The sequence below is a fragment of the Verrucomicrobiota bacterium genome, assembly GCA_016871535.1.
Lineage (GTDB): Bacteria > Verrucomicrobiota > Verrucomicrobiia > Limisphaerales > SIBE01 > VHCZ01.
This window is the reverse complement of record VHCZ01000025.1, coordinates 1-17,191: the sequence shown is the minus strand read 5'-3', so window position 1 is coordinate 17,191 and position 17,191 is coordinate 1. Positions and strand designations below refer to the sequence as shown.

The 17,191-nt window shown below is 58.1% G+C and carries 13 protein-coding genes; 1 reads left to right on the top strand and 12 read right to left on the bottom strand.

Going from position 1 to position 17,191, the window contains the following annotated elements; all coding sequences use genetic code 11:
* Window positions 1-152: 152 nt before the first annotated feature.
* From FJ398_05650 to FJ398_05595, 12 genes are all read right to left on the bottom strand, one after another.
* Window positions 153-4,040, bottom strand: a complete 3,888-nt coding sequence (locus tag FJ398_05650) for a hypothetical protein (protein ID MBM3837433.1) — start codon at window positions 4,038-4,040, stop codon at window positions 153-155.
* Window positions 4,041-4,450: 410 nt separating this feature from the next.
* Window positions 4,451-5,374 carry a hypothetical protein gene (locus tag FJ398_05645; protein MBM3837432.1) on the bottom strand — a complete coding sequence of 308 codons (924 nt, stop codon included), beginning with the start codon at window positions 5,372-5,374 and terminating at the stop codon, window positions 4,451-4,453.
* A complete protein-coding gene (locus tag FJ398_05640; GenBank protein MBM3837431.1) occupies window positions 5,374-6,318 on the bottom strand; it encodes a type II secretion system protein in 945 nt (314 codons plus the stop codon). The genes FJ398_05645 and FJ398_05640 overlap by 1 nt, the downstream gene beginning before the upstream one ends.
* A gap of 6 nt (window positions 6,319-6,324) precedes the next feature.
* Window positions 6,325-7,236, bottom strand: a complete 912-nt coding sequence (locus FJ398_05635) for a prepilin-type N-terminal cleavage/methylation domain-containing protein (protein ID MBM3837430.1) — start codon at window positions 7,234-7,236, stop codon at window positions 6,325-6,327.
* 281 nt (window positions 7,237-7,517) lie between these two features.
* The gene (locus FJ398_05630) at window positions 7,518-8,321 is read right to left on the bottom strand and encodes a type II secretion system protein (GenBank protein ID MBM3837429.1); all 804 of its coding nucleotides are present in this window, start codon (window positions 8,319-8,321) and stop codon (window positions 7,518-7,520) included.
* Between the two features lie 261 nt (window positions 8,322-8,582).
* Window positions 8,583-9,539, bottom strand: a complete 957-nt coding sequence (locus FJ398_05625; GenBank protein MBM3837428.1) for a prepilin-type N-terminal cleavage/methylation domain-containing protein — start codon at window positions 9,537-9,539, stop codon at window positions 8,583-8,585.
* A 19-nt stretch (window positions 9,540-9,558) separates the two neighbouring features.
* Window positions 9,559-9,834: a hypothetical protein gene (locus FJ398_05620; protein MBM3837427.1), complete on the bottom strand. Its 276-nt coding sequence runs from the start codon at window positions 9,832-9,834 to the stop codon at window positions 9,559-9,561.
* 33 nt (window positions 9,835-9,867) lie between these two features.
* Complete coding sequence (locus tag FJ398_05615) at window positions 9,868-10,161, bottom strand: hypothetical protein (protein ID MBM3837426.1); 294 nt, start codon at window positions 10,159-10,161, stop codon at window positions 9,868-9,870.
* Window positions 10,162-10,303: 142 nt separating this feature from the next.
* Entirely contained in the window at window positions 10,304-11,653 is a 1,350-nt protein-coding gene (locus tag FJ398_05610) for a type II secretion system F family protein (protein MBM3837425.1), read from the bottom strand.
* Window positions 11,654-11,674: 21 nt separating this feature from the next.
* A complete protein-coding gene (locus tag FJ398_05605; GenBank protein ID MBM3837424.1) occupies window positions 11,675-13,387 on the bottom strand; it encodes a pilus assembly protein PilB in 1,713 nt (570 codons plus the stop codon).
* Window positions 13,388-13,392: 5 nt separating this feature from the next.
* Window positions 13,393-14,490 carry a type IV pilus twitching motility protein PilT gene (locus tag FJ398_05600; protein MBM3837423.1) on the bottom strand — a complete coding sequence of 366 codons (1,098 nt, stop codon included), beginning with the start codon at window positions 14,488-14,490 and terminating at the stop codon, window positions 13,393-13,395.
* 89 nt (window positions 14,491-14,579) lie between these two features.
* A complete protein-coding gene (locus tag FJ398_05595; protein MBM3837422.1) occupies window positions 14,580-16,289 on the bottom strand; it encodes a type II/IV secretion system protein in 1,710 nt (569 codons plus the stop codon).
* A 454-nt stretch (window positions 16,290-16,743) separates the two neighbouring features.
* Here FJ398_05595 and FJ398_05590 point away from each other — a divergent pair.
* The coding region (locus FJ398_05590) for a hypothetical protein (protein MBM3837421.1) at window positions 16,744-17,191 on the top strand (448 nt) is incomplete at its 3' end.

The following is a 17,191-nucleotide window of genomic DNA, read 5'->3' as shown; positions in this document are numbered from 1 at the left end:
GCTCGGCAAGTTCGAGGGCTCTGAAACTCGCCGAACCGCTGCCGATTGCAAATCGGCGATACGGCAGAGTGCAACTCTGCGCTACGGCGAACGGCACGCTGAACACATGATTCATCCCCTGATCCCGTTCTCTCATTCGTCCCTCTTGTCCCTCATTCCGGCGGCAAAATCGTAAAGCTCTCGACCACGGCGCGCGGCTTCCTCGGCGCGTCTTCAATGCGGATGACGGTCTTGGTCGCGTATTCGCCGGTGATCTGATAATTCGTGCAGATGTTGTAAAAACTGCCGGCCGTGACCAGGGAACGCTCGGCGGGCTTCAAGGATTGTCCGAAGGCATAAATTACGATGCGCGGATCGTCGGTTTTCAGAAGCGAAAGAATCTGCTGCGGGATGCGCTCAACCGCCACGTCGGTCAGCCCGCGTTCAAGCTGGGCGGGCGAACTCAAATTGAGGAACGGGGACGCCACGGTCAATTCAGGCGCCGCCAGCACGTCGCCCAACGACTGGAACGTGCCGGTGGGCTGCTGGGCTTTGGCGCGGTTGATGCCATCGACGATTCTTGAGAGGTGAGGCGAGTTGGGCTGGATGAACAAATCGTCGAACTTCATTCCCGTGATCGGCCCCGGATTTGCCAGAGAGTTGGAAAGCACCGCCACGCCGCTCAACACTGCGGACCACGCGGCCAGATTAGTCTGATTCACGGACAACAGGCCGCGCGCGGCGCCGGGGTTCGGAGCGACCGTGAACAAATCGAGCAGCTTCCAGTCGTTGGTCGGATGCGTGCCGTAGCTCCCGGCCCACTGGACCCACAGGTTCGGTTCCTCCGCGCCTGCTTTCAAATAGATCGTCTGCCAGGGCGTTCCGCGATGCACGCGGCCCAGCCAGCCGATGTTCGGGAATCTGTTGGTCGGAAAATCCCAATCATCCGAGCTGCGCACGAGCGGATCTTTGATCGACATCCGATAACTGCTGGCGTCGGCAGTCCGGTTTGGGTTGCCGCCCCAGGGCCGGTACCGTTCGTTCATCAGGCCGAGGTTGGAAACGGGAAGCGGATTGTTCGGCGGGCGGATGAACAGCGCGTTCCGGGAACTGGTGAGCACCGGGTCGGTCAAATCTTCCGGCGTGTAATGCACCAGCGGATCGTTCGCCTGCCACGTCGTGCGCTGGTAAATCTTCCGCGTCGGCGTGAACGGAACCTGCATGACCAGATTCGTCGAAAGCGGGGAAAAGAACTCCCGGAATTTCTCGATGGCCTTCTGTTTGTCGCCGCCGGTGACCGGATTCTCGACATGGCTGCGCCACACGTCCGGCGCGACATTCGGATCGCCGAGAGCGACGTTGATTTGATTCACCACGCCGATGGTCGGGCTGCGCGCGCTGGCGGCGACACGGTTCGTGTTCCACAAGTCGCCGTCGCTCATTTGCGAGCCGCTGAAGAAGCGGCCGCCTGTCCGCGCGGTGTCCGCGACCAGCAGCCCGGAGATGTCCACCGAAGTCACCAGGTTGTCCAGGTTCACAAAATCGACGATCCGGGGCGGGACGACGCTTTTGTCGATCATGGCGTACTGAAGCCGGTTGCTGATCAGGAGGAACAGTTGCGGCGGATCGAATGTGTTCTCGAAGCTGTTCGTCGAGCGCGGATCCAGCAGGAACGGGAACCGCCGCGAAAGGTACGCAGAATTGGTCAGGAAATGGACATTGGTGTGAATCGGCAACAGAAACGAACTCGGGCTGAGCCGGTTGGTCCAGATATTATTGGTGATCGTGCTGGAGACCAGGCCGCTGGTCGTCCGCAGCGTGCGGACCGTGTTGTCCACGACGTGGAACAGCCGCGTCCAGTATCGGTTCGTCACGCGCAACTCGAACGGAAACGCTCGTTGGAAGTTTTGTGTGTAGGAATTCCAGGCTTCGACGCCGAAGATGTTGGAAATGCCCACCACGTACATTTGATTCGTTTGGAATGTGTTCGCAGAGAGCTTGCGGATTTCCAGTTTGCGGCTGACCTGCACCGCCGTCTCCATGGAGAGTTCGTTGAAGTTGGGATAGCCCTTCTTGGCGCCAATGACGGCCGGAACTCCAAAAATATTGATCCCGAAGAGCGGCGTGTTCGTGGGGATGTTCGGCGCCAGGGCTACTTCCTGCGCGGTCATCCAGTTGTTGAGCAGGAGGTTCATTCCCCTTTCCTCGACGTAACCATGAATGATGACGTTGGTGGAGGTCTTGACGAAGTACGGCCGGAACACGGACGGATAATCGTTCGTCGTGCCTAGAGTGCGCGTCGTGGTGCTGTCATACAGATTGGCCGCGACCTGGAGCAACCGATGCGTCGTGGCGTTGTACTCGTTGTTCGTCATGTAGAACGGCACGCCGTTGGCCGCCCCGGAGTAAAGTAGTTGAATATTGTTCAGGCCGAAATTCGTCCGGACCGGCGTGTTGCCCATCAGGAAATGCGTGTGCGGGCCCGGCAGTGCTTCGGATGTGCTTACGGACATTGGGCTGACCGCCTCCAAAAGCTGCCCGGATGGGGTAAGGACAAGGGCATTGGTGGTGTCGCCCCGGCGGAGATTCGCGCGCAGCAAGCGGTCCGCAGCCTGGCTGAAGAAAGCGGCCGCATTGGTCGCGGCCATTGACGGATTTCCCGGAACCACCGGATCCCACGGAATAAAACTGGAAAGTCCGTCCGGAAGATCGTTTCGATAATTGATATGAAGCTTGTTCGTGTAGTGCATCCGGAAATCCGCGCCATAAAGCCGGTTGGACACGGCCGGTGTCGAATCGGTCCCCATCTGCGCCAGATAACGGTAGAACGTGTAACGGTCGTAGGAGGAAAACGCGTTCGTCATCGGCGAAACGAAACGATTCGTGAAGAACGCCGAGAAAGTGCGCGAGGCGGGATCCGGATTCGCGGGATCGAGATTAAATAGCTCCTGCACGTCATAGTAGAGTTGCGGGTTTGGGCTGCCTGGCCAGGGCTTGGCTGGCTGGTCGGCCAGGGGCCCTACGTCCAGATTCTTCAGCGACGTGCTCAAAAGCAGCGGACCGTCTCCGTAGTTGTCGAGGCCATCGGTTCGGAATGCGAGCGTCGCAAACGCGCCCAGCGTCGTGGGAACATTCGGAAGCTGGTAAGTCGTGGGCAGATTGGGCCGCTCGTCGCGATAGCGGTGGCGCAGCAGCGTCCGGGCGTCGTCAAAAGCCGTGCCGGTATTTGCAACCAGAGCGGCGGGGCGATAAACGTAATCTCGCCAGGAGTTCGTGTTGAGATCGCGGAGGAAGCCCGCGAGATTGAGTTCCCAGGAACCGAGGCCCGTGTTGCGGCTGTAGCCGTCAGCCAGCAGCGTCGGGTTGTTCAATGACTTGACGCTGTTGTGAATGAAATTCAGGTCCAGCGTCTTTCCCGCCGGCAGCACGAGGTAGCAGTAGCGTCCGATGAAGAAATTTGAATCCGAGTGCGGCCTCTCCGGGCGCTCCAGCACCCCGATCCACTCCGGATCGCCGACGAAATGCGACCACACCGCGCTCGCGGGATCGGTCGTGAACCCGTTGGTGGATACCAACTCGCCGGGCCGGTTGCCGAGCATGGGGAGAAAGCCATTGGTCTCGAACCGGCCATTGCGATTGAGATCCAGATAGAACCTGAATTCGTTCGATCCGAGCCGGTTGGTCGGGACAAACACCGGCGGGCGGGGATCGAACTGGAGGTTGGCCAGATTCCGCAGTTGGTCGTCGAGATTCGCAAGAGGCCGTCCGTTGGCGTAGGTGTAACTGACGTTGTCCAGGGCCGCGGCACCGGGCCGGAATCCGTTCGGGTTGATGAAATTCGTCGAGACGATCAAATCGTAGTTGAACGGGTTGGTCGTCGCGAGAATCCGGGCGATGATTTCGGACACCGCGCGCGCCGTGCCCGCTTCCGCCATCAATCGCGAGTCCGTTTGATCGTTGGTGACGGTGACGGAGATTTTTTCGCGGCGGCTGACGGCGAGAAACACCACCGCCATAAGCGTCACCAGGGAAAGCATGATCAACGTGATGACCAGGGCCACGCCACTCTGTGCTGTTGAACCCGGTAGGGACGCGTTCCACCGCGTCCCTGATCTCTCTCTGCAACCCCTGATCCCACCTCCTGGGAGGGGTGGAGCGGTGGGTTCGTGGGGAGAATTCTCCCAAGCAACACTTCGCGCATGCCCCCCCTGAACAGATTCTTGGACCACGGATTTCGCGGATTTCGCGGATAACGAAGCACTCTTATCCGTGTTATCTGTGTAATCCGTGGTTAAATCAGGTTCGTTGGCAGGGAATACCGGAGTCCGCGTGCCGTAGATGGGAAGGCCGCCGGCATTGTTCCCTCGCTGCGCGCGATCCTCCTTCTCCCCAGGGGAGAGGGCCGGGGTGAGGGGGAAGGGCGTGTGCCGCCGGTCGGTGCGGACAAAACGGAGATTGGGAATTGGAGAGTTCATTGCCATGCGGTTCGGATGGGGATTCGTTGGCGGAACAAGTGGACCTTGTTCGCGCGCTTTTTGAGGAAGTCCTGCGCGACGCTCGCCGACGCCAGTCTCATCGAGTCGTATTGAACCAGAGTGTCAGGTTCGACCACGCCGAACTCCAGTTCCAGATACGCCGGGAGCGCGTTGCTCAGGAAAATCAGTCTCGTTTGCCGCGCCACGTCCTCCCGCAGAATCACATTGTTGGCCGTGCCAACGGGAAGGGAGGCCTGCCGCAATGTCTGGCGCAACACGCGATATTGCGGATGGAAAAAGTTGGTCGTTTCCACGCCGATCCGCCGGCCTTGCGGATCGTAGGCGAGCAATCGCATATGAATCACGCCGTCCGCCACGCGGTGGAAATTCGTGGAAAGTGCCCCGGTCGCGCGGTTGGTCGGGTCGGCCGTAAAATAGGCGCCGCTGAGATTGTTCGAGGAGATGAAGCGATAGTTGGTCGAAACTGTGAACCGGTAAAGCGACCCCACGCCGTTCTGCGCGCCGAGGATCCGGTAGCCCGTGCCCACCCACGTGTTCGTGCGGCGGCTCACGAAGAAAAGCTCCTGCAGCACATTGGTGCGCAGTGGCTGCTGTTCGTCCAGGTCCGATTGCACCACCGGCGCGATGGCCGGGATGGACCCGGCGTAAAGATTGGTCGCGCCGGCAATCCCGGTCGCGGTGATCTGTTCCAATTCGCGGCCGATCATGTCCAGCGCGGCGCGCCCGGCTTCGAGGACATCGACCTGGGTGATGCTTCCGCGCAGGGCCTTCTGCGTCTGATTGAACATGTGATAGAGCGCATAGACGATCAACGACATGATCGACACGGCGACGAGCAGCTCCATGACGGTGAAGGCCGTCCTTTTTGTCCACACGCGATTTTGAAATGGAGTTTTCATTAGAATCCGGCCACGAGCGCGTTCGTGGCAAACGCGTTGGGTTCAAACCAGTAAAACGAGTAACGAGAACGGGGCGGCGTGAAAGGCCTCAATTCGCCGCTCACCAGCGTGCGGAAGGATTTTCGGCTCCGGCCCGTCTCCCAATTCTGGCCCTTCTGATACAAGGGCCAGCGCAGGGTCAGACGCACATCGTAGAGGTTGTTCAGCAGGTTGGTCGCGATGGCGAATTCGTTCGACCGCCCGGAAACCCAGCCGGGCGGACGATTCATGAACGGCACGACTTCGGATCGCACTCGGTAGCGAAACGCCACTTGATCGTTCAGCCGGCTTTTCTCCCCGGCCACGCCCGTGATCGCCCGCACGTGCGCCTCGACGGCGTTGGAGCGGGTCGAACCGTCCGGCATCCGCTCGAACTTCGGCGTGCTCAGGAGACCGATAATTTGCAGGCCGTTGGTCAGGCGATTGGGCACGTTGGCGGCCAGGGTGTTGGTGAACGTGATGGAATTGAGCCGGCCGTAACGCACGGTCACGGACTCGACGTAGTTGGTCAGGTCATCGACGCCTTTCGATCCTGTTCGGATGGCTTCCAGCAGAAACAGGCCATCCTGGTTGATGATCGTCTCTTCGCGGTTCTCCTGTTGCACCTTCACGCCGGCGGGCAGCACGCCAATGATGGCGACAAGTGCGAACGCAATGATCGCCAAACTCAGCGCGATCTCGACCATGGTGAAGGCCGCGCAACGCGACGTAGCGTAGATTTGAAATCTGCCGTATCGCAGAATTGCATTCTGCGAACGCCTGACAGGCTTGATCGCCTCGGAACTTGCGGGAGCGACGCCGATTGCAAATCGGCGATACGGCAGAGTGCAACTCTGCGCTACGACACCGCACCGCAACGCGCCGGCTGGGTGCCGGCCTGATCGCTTCTCAAACTGCGTTTTCATGATGTTCTATTGCGGGATGACAGGTTCGATTTTGGCGCGGCCCGTGAGCCAATTGACCCGGACGTATTGAAAGGTATTTGTGCCTTGTCCGGGCGGGATCAACTGCACGTCCGGCGTGGAATGGATGAAATTTCCAGCGTCGTCGCGCGGAAATGTGATGTGGCCTTTGGCCAGCGGAATCAACTCGTCCTGTTGCGAGGTAAGCTGGCCGTACGGATTGAAAGCGATGTACGGCAGCATGAACGGCGAGCTGTTGGCATCCGGAAACGGAAACGCATTGGTCGCGAAGCTCCGCAGATAATCGTTGGGATGCCTAGAAAGCCTGGAGTCGAATTTGTACGGAGCGAACAGGGCTCCTTCAGGAAGCGTCTTCCAATCGGAAAGATACCGGCGCCGGCCTCGGCCCGGCTGGTCGCCCACCGTGCGCGCGGCCAGCAGCGCGTAGCCTCGGTACGGTCCACCGAGCAGATTGGTCACGTACCGCAGTTCCTGAAAGTCGCCCCGGGCCTGGTCCAGCTTCTGAGCGACATACGGCGGGACGAACACCATGTAAACCGTCGTGCGGTCGTTGATGGCACGAAGGCGGGCGAACGCGAGATCGTCCAGAATCTGGCGGTTGGCGGCCGCGTTGAGGTTGGCTTGGCCAATGCCCTTCAACGCCGGCAGCGTGATCGACGTCAGAATGCCGATGATTACCATGACCACGAGCAATTCGACCAGCGTGAAGGCGCGGCAAGATTTTGGAAGGAGCGTGGACAGCTTGTCCGCACGGCGTCTTGGCGAAACGTTCGCGAGACTTGCGGGCAGGCTGCCCGCGCTCCGTTCGCGGGATTCTTGAAGTTCCCCGCTGTTTTCGGCCGTTCTCCCTCTCCTAGCGGGAGAGGGTTGGGGTAAGGGAGAACCACCGATACTTCCCATGAACCTGGTAGGGACGGATTCCACTCCGTCCCTGACTTTGCTCAGCGATCGAAACGACAATTTCAGGGACGCGGTGGAACGCGTCCTTACCAGTTCATGAGTCGTGCGCACGGCTTGGAGGCCGTGGCAGCTTTCCAAGAACGTGGATTTTCCCAACGGCTTCACCCTCAGCCTGTCCCTGTCCCTCTCCCTCAAGGGAGAGGGAATTCCGCAGAACCGAAGATCCGAACCTGTGGCGCAAGCTTTCAATTCTGTCCGTTGTTCATTCATGCCGCCGTCATTTACTGCCAGCTCAGGATATTGTCCTTGTTGGGGGGCAAAGCCGCCGGCACGGCCGGATTGGCCCAACCATCAGGCCCCATGGACCAGACCATGACCTCCGTGCGGGCTTCGAAGGAGTTCGCCTGTTTGGGATTGCCCCTGAACAGACCATTGTGGCCGATGCCTTTCGCATCAGCCGAAACCTTGTCGTAGCGGTAAAGCCCGTCCCGGCATTGCCCATCGTAGTTCAGGTCGATTGAGATGATGTAGGGGTTGCCCCACGGGTCGCGATACACTCCGTCGGGGCCAATCCCGGGAGTCTGCAGACCGTCCACTTCCTTAGCGTCGAGAAAAGATGTCTTCTGGGTGTTGAGCGAGTGATTGATGTTGACCGTGGGCTGGCCGTTTCGAAACACGGTCAGGTCCTTCAAAATGGCGATAATCTCCGAGTTATTGGCCTGTGCCCGTGCGTTGACTCCCAGCGTTCCGATTTGCGATTGCTGGCCTTTCTTGTTCGCCCACCAACCACCGCCGTACCTGGTGCCATAAGTAAAGTCGGGACTGTTTTCTCCGGCCTCAGATAGGGCGGCGCGTGTGTCCCTGGAAGCCGGGAAAACATGATAGGTGGACTGATAGGCTTTGATTGCGCCAACGATGCTGCTGATCTCGGTTCTGGCCTTGATGACCTGCGCTTTAAGTTTCGCCTTGCTCACGACGGGCAGAAGCATCGACGCCAGAATGCCGATGATCGAGATGACCACGAGCAACTCGATCAAGGTGAATCCCACAATGAATTTCCGGGAACGAGTAAAGAAGTTTTTCATAATAAGTTCAAAAATCAATTATTTCGGGCCGGCGGATCAGAAATCAGAATGGAGATGTGCGGCTGCGCGCCATGCGCCACCCCTCTCTCTAAGGGAGAGGGCCGAGGTGAGGGGGAACGCAGTTTTCGGCCCCCGGAACTGTCAGCCACCGGAATCAGCAATGAACCTGGCTGGACGATCCTGGCCAGCCAACTCGAAGAGGACCATCTCACCCGGAGTGACTTGGGATGTTTAACATGGTTTTCTGAAGCAGGCATAAAATCATTTCGCCCGGCCAATCACAACGGGGTCTTTGTCCCAGTTGCTGAACCGGACAATGTTCCGGCCAATGATGACTTCGGTCCACAAATCGAACGTGTTTCGATTGTTGCGGCCCGGAGAAGAGGAGTCGTAGAGCCACGGATTCAGCTTGTTCTTCGGGTTGCCCCGCACAGGGATGGCCAATTGCACCGGAGGCCGGCCCTGGTAGGAAAACAATTCAGGGCCCCTGACCGGAGAGACCAGGACTTCCACGTCGGTTTCCAAGGCGATCTCCCCGTGCTGCGCCTGTTTGAACTCTTCTTCAAACTTCGGGTTTTCTCCTGGGCGGGCCGAATTGGAAAACCCGCGAGCGCCGAACACCTGGCGGATCGATTCCGCGTCGATTCGCTCCTGTTTGTTCGGAGTCACAAAATTGCCTCTGGCTCCTGATTGCTCGTAGATCGTGCCGCTCAGTTCATAGAAAAGCTGATTCGTAGAAGGTTTCCCCGGATTATCGGGCGGATACATGCCCAGCGCGGCTTTATAGTTCTCAATCCCCGTGACCAACCTATCCAGGTCCGCCCGGACCCTGGATTCCTTGCTCTTCCGAGAGGCGACGGCGCTGAGGCCGACCGTCAGGCTGGCCAGCACGCCGATGATGCTGATGACCACCAGCAGTTCGATCAGCGTGAAGCCCGGTTGTCTTCCCATGAACCGTTCCTCCGGACCGTGGCCTTTAGGCCGCTTCAGCGCTGGACTCCGGAAGGTGCGCGGAAGGAGCCTGAGGGCTGTGGTCCGGATGGTTTTCGGTTCATGGGCCATGCGCATGGTCCTGAGATCATGGAAACTTCCCCTAAACCGTCTCTTCGGCCTGTGGCCTTCAGGCCGCTTCGACGCCCGACCGCCGAGAGTGCGCGGAAGCAGCCTAAAGGCTGCGGTCCGCACAGTCGAATGGCTTGTTTTCAGGACAATCTTCATTCAAGAGTTCAGAATCTGTCTATCTTTCCCGCAATTCCTGTTCCATGCGCTCGCTCAGCCATTGCTTGATCATGCTCTGGTAGTTTAGATACCTGGAACGAGCGAGGCGTTTGATTCGCGCGAGCATCCTGGGATCCATCCGCAACGTAATGGTGATCGATTCCGACACTTCTGTGCCTGCAGCCACCGCGCCTTCCATGAGCCGCATGTCAATACTGTTTTCCGACCAGAAAGAGGCCTCAGCCTCTTCGCTGTCGAAGAGCGGGACTTCTTCCCAACTCATTACGGCGTTCATTCGGTTCGCCTCAGTTGCCCGCGAGGGCCACGATCAACTTTGCTGCGAAAGGCTCTGGTTGAGCTTCCGCTGATAAAAAAACTGTTCTTCGGCGGTAAAGGGTCTGGCGCACACGACGCGGATTTGTTTTCCATTCGTGCGGTAAACGCTGAATATCCCAACTCCGGCCGCCGACTTGCCGAGGTTGAAATACCGCGCTTGCGCGGCAAATCGCGAGGAATCGGGCAGCAACCGAACCGCGAACGGATCCTCAAAGGATTCTTCCACGTCTCTGGCCGTCAAAGAACCATCCCACTCCAATGGCGGATTATTCCAATCAAACTCCATCTTGGGTTTTCTTGTAAATCAAACGCCAATTCAATGTGATTACATTGTATTTACACCTGCGCGTCCGATGTGTCAATATCAACATTTCGAAAAATGAAGCCACCGGTGATGCCGGTGGCTCCAAAGAAATGTACTGGCGTGATCAATCATCACCGCCGCCCTGGCCTCCGGCGCCTTCAGAACCGAGCTTGTCGATCAAGGTGATCAACGGGAGGAACAACGCGATGACGATGCTTCCTACGACTACCGCAAGGAAGACGATCATAATGGGTTCCAGAAGCGAGGTCATCGCGGCAACCGCATTATCCACTTCGTCGTCGTAGTTATCGGCGATCTTTATCAACATTTCCGGCAAGGCGCCCGTTTGCTCGCCGACGTCCACCATGCTGATGACCATCGGTGGAAAAACATTCGCTGCCTCAAGTGGCGCCGTGATGGTCTCGCCCTCTTTGACGCTTTCATGAACCGCGGCTACGGCATTCCCAACGATCACGTTTCCCGATGTTTCTTTCACGATGGTAAGCGCCTGCAGAATCGGCACACCGCTGCTGATCAAGGTGCCGAGTGTCCGGGCAAAGCGAGAGATGGCGACTTTGCTGACCACGGGACCCAGAACCGGGAATACGAGCTTGAACTTATCGAAGGCTTTGCGGCCAATTTTGGTTTTCAGCGACAATCGGAAAAGGATGAAGACACCCACGATACTCCAGACAACCGGACCTGGAATGTAGTAAGGAAAGAAGGTGACCTCCATTATGGAATAATTCTTGATGGTGTCGCTGATGGCCAGAACCGTGTCCGTGAACGCAGGCAGACTGGCGCCTTCGAGCATGTCCGCAAAGATCGACTTGAACTTCGGCACCACGACAATCATCAAGACGGCCAGAATGACCGTTGCCACGAACATGACCGCAGCCGGGTAGAACATGGCGGCGACGACCTTGCCTTTGATCTTCTGGGCTTTTTCCATGAATTCAGCCAGCCGGTTCAACACCACCTCCAACACGCCGCCCAGTTCACCGGCCTTCACCATGTTCACGAAGAGGCGGTTGAAAACTTTGGGATGCTGCGCCAAACCTTCAGAAAACGTGCTTCCGCCTTCGATCGATACGGCGAGGTCGGAAATGATCCTTCTCAGCGTGGCGTTCTTCTCTTGTTTTTCCAAAACCCGCAAGCCACGCAACAAAGGAAGACCCGCATCCACCAGCGTCGCCAATTGGCGTGTGAAAGCCGTGAGCACTTTTGGCTTAACCTTCCCGCCCAAGCCCGGGATCTTGATGTTGATTTGCATGGAGCCCTTCTTCTTGGCTCCAGCCTGGGGGGCGGCTTTTTTTCCGGGCTTTTCCTTGACCTTGTCAGCCTCCACGACTTTCGTCGGGAAGTAATTCATTTCTTTGAGGCGGGCGATGGCTTCGTTTTGATTCGCGACTTCCAAAGTGCCTTTGGTTTCTTTGCCACGGGAGTCCATGGCGACGTAATTGAATTTCGGCATAGCGAACCTTTCTCTGAGCGATTATGTGTACTTCAACACTTCTTCAATCGTGGTTTCACCGTCGAAGATGCCCCGCAGCCCATCTTCGCGCAGCGTCACCATTCCCAATTCAACGGCCTTTTGACGTATGACAACTGTCGGGGCCTTTTCGTTGATCAAGGCCCGAATTGGCTCGCTCACCACGAGCAACTCAAAGATGCCTTTTCGTCCCCGATAGCCCGTGTCGTTGCACGCCGCGCAGCCGCGGCCATAATGGAAAACCTTGTCGCCCAGGTCGTGGGGAGAAAGGTTCATCAGAGACAACTGGTTCTCGGTCGGTTCAAACGGGGTCCGGCACTTCTTGCAAATCGTCCGAACGAGCCGCTGGGCAAGTACCGCCGTCAAGGTCGAAGAAATCAGGAACGGCTCCACGCCCATGTCGATCATACGAGTCACCGCGCCAGGCGCATCGTTCGTGTGCAGCGTGGTCATCACGAGGTGGCCGGTCAACGACGCTTGAATGGCGATCTGGGCGGTTTCCAGGTCGCGCATCTCACCCACCATGATGATGTCCGGATCCTGTCGAAGGAACGAGCGGATGGCCTTGCCGAAAGTCATTCCGACAGAATCATGAACGGCGACCTGCATGATTCCCTCGATGTCGTATTCGACCGGATCTTCGACCGTGAGGAGCTTTGAGTCGATGACATTGACCCGCCGCATGCATGAGTAAAGGGTCGTGGTCTTGCCGCAACCGGTCGGTCCCGTAACGATGACGATTCCGTTGGGCTGCTGGATCGCCTCATTCATGTAAGTAAGAATGAATTGAGGAAATCCCAATGACTCCAGCTCCAGCCGAACTGCCGAGCGATCCAGCACGCGCAACACCACTGACTCTCCGAATTGGGTCGGCAACGTCGAAACCCGCAGGTCCACGTCGCGGCCCGCCACGCGAATGGCGATGCGCCCGTCCTGAGGCAAGCGCCGCTCGGAGATATCCAGATTCGCCATGACCTTCAATCTCGAAGTAACCGGCAACGCGAGGTGCTTGGGCGGCGGAGACATTTCGTAAAGCGCTCCGTCCACGCGGTAGCGAATCTTGAACTCATCCTCGAAGGGCTCGAAATGAATGTCGCTCGCCCGATCCTGGATTGCTTGATAAAGGACCAGATTGACGAATTTGATGATCGGGGTCGCGTTGGCCTGGTCTGCCAGATTCCCCACGTCATAACCTTTGGGAGCTTCAACGGCAGCTTCCTTCCTTCCCGCTTCGAGCTCCGCGCCCAATTCTTTGAGAACCTGGCTGACGCTTTCGGTGTCCTCCGGGTAAAGATTATTGATGGCCCGTTCGATTTGGGCCGGGTCCGCAACCACGACCTGAACTTCCCGTCCAATCGTGAATCCGAGTTCGTCGATCACTCCCGGATTCAGCGGATCGGCCAGGGCTACGCGCAGGCTGGAGCCAAAATCCTCCAGCGGCAAACACTGATACATGCGGGCGGGCGGCGCCGGGATCACCTTCAAAACGTCCGGAGGGATATCCTGTTCCCGAATCTCCACAACCTCCGTCCCCAGATGATCGGCCGTGATCTGGAGTTGAGTGAAGGTGTCCACGATCCCAAACGCATTCAGAATCTCGCCGATGGGCTTGCCCGTGCGGCTCTGTTCCTGAGAGACTTCCTCCAATTGCAGATCGTCAATGAGGCCTCGCTCCTTGATGAGCGCCAACAGCGGGCTGGGAGAAATATCCGACATAAGGTTCAGTGGACGGCGGCGGCGGCGCGGCTGGCTTCTATCTCTTGCAGTTTGATCAGGATCGTCGTCGGATCCTGAGCTTTCGTGATGACTTCCTCCTGGGAGATCATTCCCAATTGATATTTGTCGAGGAGGAAACTATCGAGCGTGACCATGCCGTATTTGGCGCCGGTCTGAATATCCGAATTGATCCGGAACGTTTTGTTATCGCGGATGAGGGCGGCGATGGAAGGCGTGTTCACCATGATCTCGAAAACGGCCACGCGGCCGGGCTTATCGACGCGCGGGATCAGCAGTTGCGAGATGACCGCCTGCAAGACGGTGGAAAGCTGGATGCGAATCATTTCCTGCTGCTCCTTCGGAAAGGCGTTCGTAATGCGGTCGATCGTTTTCGCCGCGCCGGTCGTGTGCAGCGTGCCAAACACCAGGTGGCCCGTCTCCGCGGCTGTGATCGCCGCTTCCATGGTTTCCAAATCGCGCAACTCACCGACCAGAATCACGTCTGGATCCTGGCGCAAGGCGCGGCGCAGCGCCTCCGCAAAGTTTGGCACGTCCACGTTGACCTCTCTCTGGGTGACCAACGCTTTCTTGTGTTTGTGGTAGTATTCGATGGGATCCTCGACTGTAATGATGTGGGCTTCATCCCGCTCTTCATTGATGATGTTGATCATCGAGGCGAGGGTCGTCGTCTTGCCCGAGCCGGTTGGCCCCGTGACCAGGACCAATCCTCGCGGTTTGTAAAGCATCTCTCGCACGGACGGCGGCAGACCGATTTGCTCCATGGTGAGCATCTTGCTTGGGATTTGCCGCAGCACGACGCCAAAATTGCCCCTCTCTCTGAAAGTGCTGACGCGAAAACGGGCCAGCTCCCCAAAGGCAAAGCCAAAGTCCGCGCCCCCCCGTTCGCGCACGTGCTGGATGTTGTCCTCCGAGGTGATGGTCCGCATCAGTTCTTCGGTGTCTTCCGGACGCAAAGGCGGGCCTTCGACGCGGTGAAGTATGCCGTGCAACCGTATTACCGGCGGCGCGCCGACGCGGATGTGCAAATCAGATGCGCCTTCGGAAACGACCAGATGCAACAAATCAGACATCGAATAGGACATACAAGCGGGGAATTGACAGGAAGCGTGGGTTGTTCAGCGTGCGGTCAGAAGCAGAATTGAAAGTGATTGAATCGAGGTCCGCATAAGGCTTAGTCGGCGTCCATCACCGTGGCCCGGATCACTTCATCAGGGGTGGTGAGTCCGGCAACAACTTTTCGGCATCCATCCTCCCGGAGCGTGCGCATCCCCGTCTCGCGGGCGCGCGTCCGGAGAACCGTCGCCGAGACTTTTTCGTAAATCAGTTTCCGGGCCTCGTCGTCGATCACGAAAACCTCAAAAATTCCAAAGCGCCCCCGATAGCCGGTTTTGTTGCAGTCCGCGCAGCCTTTGCCGCGCTTGAACGTGGCGCCTTCGGCCTTCTTTGCGTCCAGTCCCAGCGCGCGCAACTCCGTGTCCGTCGGCGTCGAAGGCGCGCCACAGCGCTTGCAGACCTTGCGCACCAGGCGTTGCGCCATGAGTGCTCGCGTGGATGAGGCCACGAGGAATGGCTTGACGCCGATGTCGATCAACCGGGTGACCGCGCTCGGCGCGTCGTTCGTGTGAAGGGTCGAGAACACGAGATGGCCTGTGAGAGAGGCGTTGATCGCGATCGTGGCCGTTTCGAGGTCGCGAATCTCCCCCAACATGACGACATTGGGCGCCTGGCGGAGCATCGATCGCAATGCCGCCGCGAAGCTCAGTCCGATTTCGTCATTGACTTGCACTTGATTGATTCCCGCAAGCACGTATTCAACCGGGTCTTCCACCGTAATGATCTTTCGGTCCGGCCGATTGATAAAGTTTAGACAGGAGTATAGCGTGGTTGTTTTGCCAGAGCCCGTGGGCCCGGTGACCAACAAAATCCCGTCAGGGAGGCCAATCAAGCGCTCGAAGGTCTGCTGATCGTCCGTGAAAAACCCGAGTTCGCCCAACCCCAGGCGCAACCCTTCCTTGTCCAGAATACGCATCACGATGCTTTCGCCGTGATTGGTCGGGAGGCACGAGACGCGCAGATCGATGGTTTTGCCGCCCACCGACGCTTGAATGCGCCCGTCCTGAGGGATGCGCTTCTCGGCGATCGACATGTTCGACATGATCTTCAACCGGCTGATGATCGCCGCCTGCAACCGTTTGGGCGGGCTTTTCATCTCGTGCAACATGCCGTCGATCCGATACCGAACCCGGAATCGCGTCGCCAGAGGCTCCAGATGGATGTCCGAGGCGCGCATCTTGAACGCCTCGACGATCATGGTATTGACCAATTTGATGATCGGTGCGTCGGCCTCCACCACCGACGCGTCATCCCCCTCGCCGCCGCCGCCGAACCGCCCGATCTCGACTTCACCTTCAGTGATGTCCTGAATCATTTTCCCGACGGCGTCGTCCCGAGCCCCGTAATACTGAGCAATCGCAGCCTCGATATCCTCGGCGCTGGCGACGAGGATTTCCACGTGGGTGTTCAGGGCGTGCTGAAGGCCATCGATCGTATCGAGGTCAGATGGATCACTCAGCGCCACCTTCAGGGACGCCTCATCCTTGTAAACCGGGACGACATTAAAGCGCTTGGCAATGTGGCGGGGAATCGACTTGATCACGTCGTCCGTCAGACGCATTTCGCTCAGATTAACGAACTCGGCCCCGGAGTGGGCTGCTTTTGCGCGAGCCACGTCGGCAGGGCGAAGTAGTTTCTTGGCCACGAGCGTGTCAACGACACCTTCGCCGGTCTGGTCTGCTTCAGGTCGGGCGGCATCCAACTGTTCGTTGGTCACCAACCCCATGTCGAGCAGCGTGTCAATTAAAGCGTCGTCTCTTGAAGCCACAACAAATTCATTATGCGCATGGGTTAATCAGGTAAATTCAGGAGACATTAAATCGTCGGCGAGTTCAATGTCAATCCGCGGAGATTCCTTCGAGAAATCTTCCGCATTTGACCTTCGCGGTCCCGCCGGGTCCCCCTCACTCAGATGGCTTGGGAAACAGGCGCGGAGCCAGGAGGAAGGGCCGGACTTAACCGATTCCGCGCGCGCGCCAGCCATAAATGGCTGATCCCAATCTTGCGGGTGATGCATGGATCGATTTTAGCAAAGTATATGCCGGGAACGAAGAGGTAAACGCAGGACGACTTCCTTCGGTTGATAGTAACTGGCGCACCCGTCAGGAGTTGAACCTGGCGGAGTACAACCCGGAGATGATCGTTCGCAAAGACTCGCCCACGGTTGGCGTCTTCCTTGATGAAGTGAAAGCGAAGAGCGGCCTCCGCGAGCGCACGCTCCGGTGTTACACGAATTGCCTCCGCACGATCGTGGCTGGCGTCTTTGGAATCGAGTGCGGAAAGGAGAAATTCGACTACCGGAAGGGTGGTTGCCTGGGTTGGCGGGGCAAGGTGGACGCTGTGAAACTCGACTCCCTCACGCCGGACAAAGTGCAGCGGTGGAAAGTCAGTTTCGTCAATGCTTCTCTATCGCATCAATCGCCAAGCTGTGGGAACAAGAGGTGTTCGCGCTGCTGCTGGCCGAGGGCAAGATTACCGAGGAGGTGGTCGCCAACATCCGTTCCTGGAAGCATTCGGGCTTCAGTGTGGACCAGAGCGTGCGCTTGGAGGCGGGCGATCGGGCGGGAATCCAGCGCCTCATCCAGTATTTCTTGCGCTGCCCGTTTTCCCAGGCGCGCATGATCGAGGTGACCAATGCGGGCAAGGTGCTCTACAAGACCGGGGACAATC

What these genes read in the sequence shown, in the direction of transcription:
- FJ398_05645 (MBM3837432.1), bottom strand. Translation starts at nt 5,374, where the DNA reads ATGAAAACTCCATTTCAAAATCGCGTGTGGACAAAAAGGACGGCCTTC.
- FJ398_05640 (MBM3837431.1), bottom strand. Translation starts at nt 6,318, where the DNA reads ATGAAAACGCAGTTTGAGAAGCGATCAGGCCGGCACCCAGCCGGCGCG.
- FJ398_05635 (MBM3837430.1), bottom strand. Translation starts at nt 7,236, where the DNA reads ATGGGAAGTATCGGTGGTTCTCCCTTACCCCAACCCTCTCCCGCTAGG.
- FJ398_05630 (MBM3837429.1), bottom strand. Translation starts at nt 8,321, where the DNA reads ATGAAAAACTTCTTTACTCGTTCCCGGAAATTCATTGTGGGATTCACC.
- FJ398_05625 (MBM3837428.1), bottom strand. Translation starts at nt 9,539, where the DNA reads ATGAAGATTGTCCTGAAAACAAGCCATTCGACTGTGCGGACCGCAGCC.
- FJ398_05620 (MBM3837427.1), bottom strand. Translation starts at nt 9,834, where the DNA reads ATGAACGCCGTAATGAGTTGGGAAGAAGTCCCGCTCTTCGACAGCGAA.
- FJ398_05615 (MBM3837426.1), bottom strand. Translation starts at nt 10,161, where the DNA reads ATGGAGTTTGATTGGAATAATCCGCCATTGGAGTGGGATGGTTCTTTG.
- FJ398_05610 (MBM3837425.1), bottom strand. Translation starts at nt 11,653, where the DNA reads ATGCCGAAATTCAATTACGTCGCCATGGACTCCCGTGGCAAAGAAACC.
- FJ398_05605 (MBM3837424.1), bottom strand. Translation starts at nt 13,387, where the DNA reads ATGTCGGATATTTCTCCCAGCCCGCTGTTGGCGCTCATCAAGGAGCGA.
- FJ398_05600 (MBM3837423.1), bottom strand. Translation starts at nt 14,490, where the DNA reads ATGTCCTATTCGATGTCTGATTTGTTGCATCTGGTCGTTTCCGAAGGC.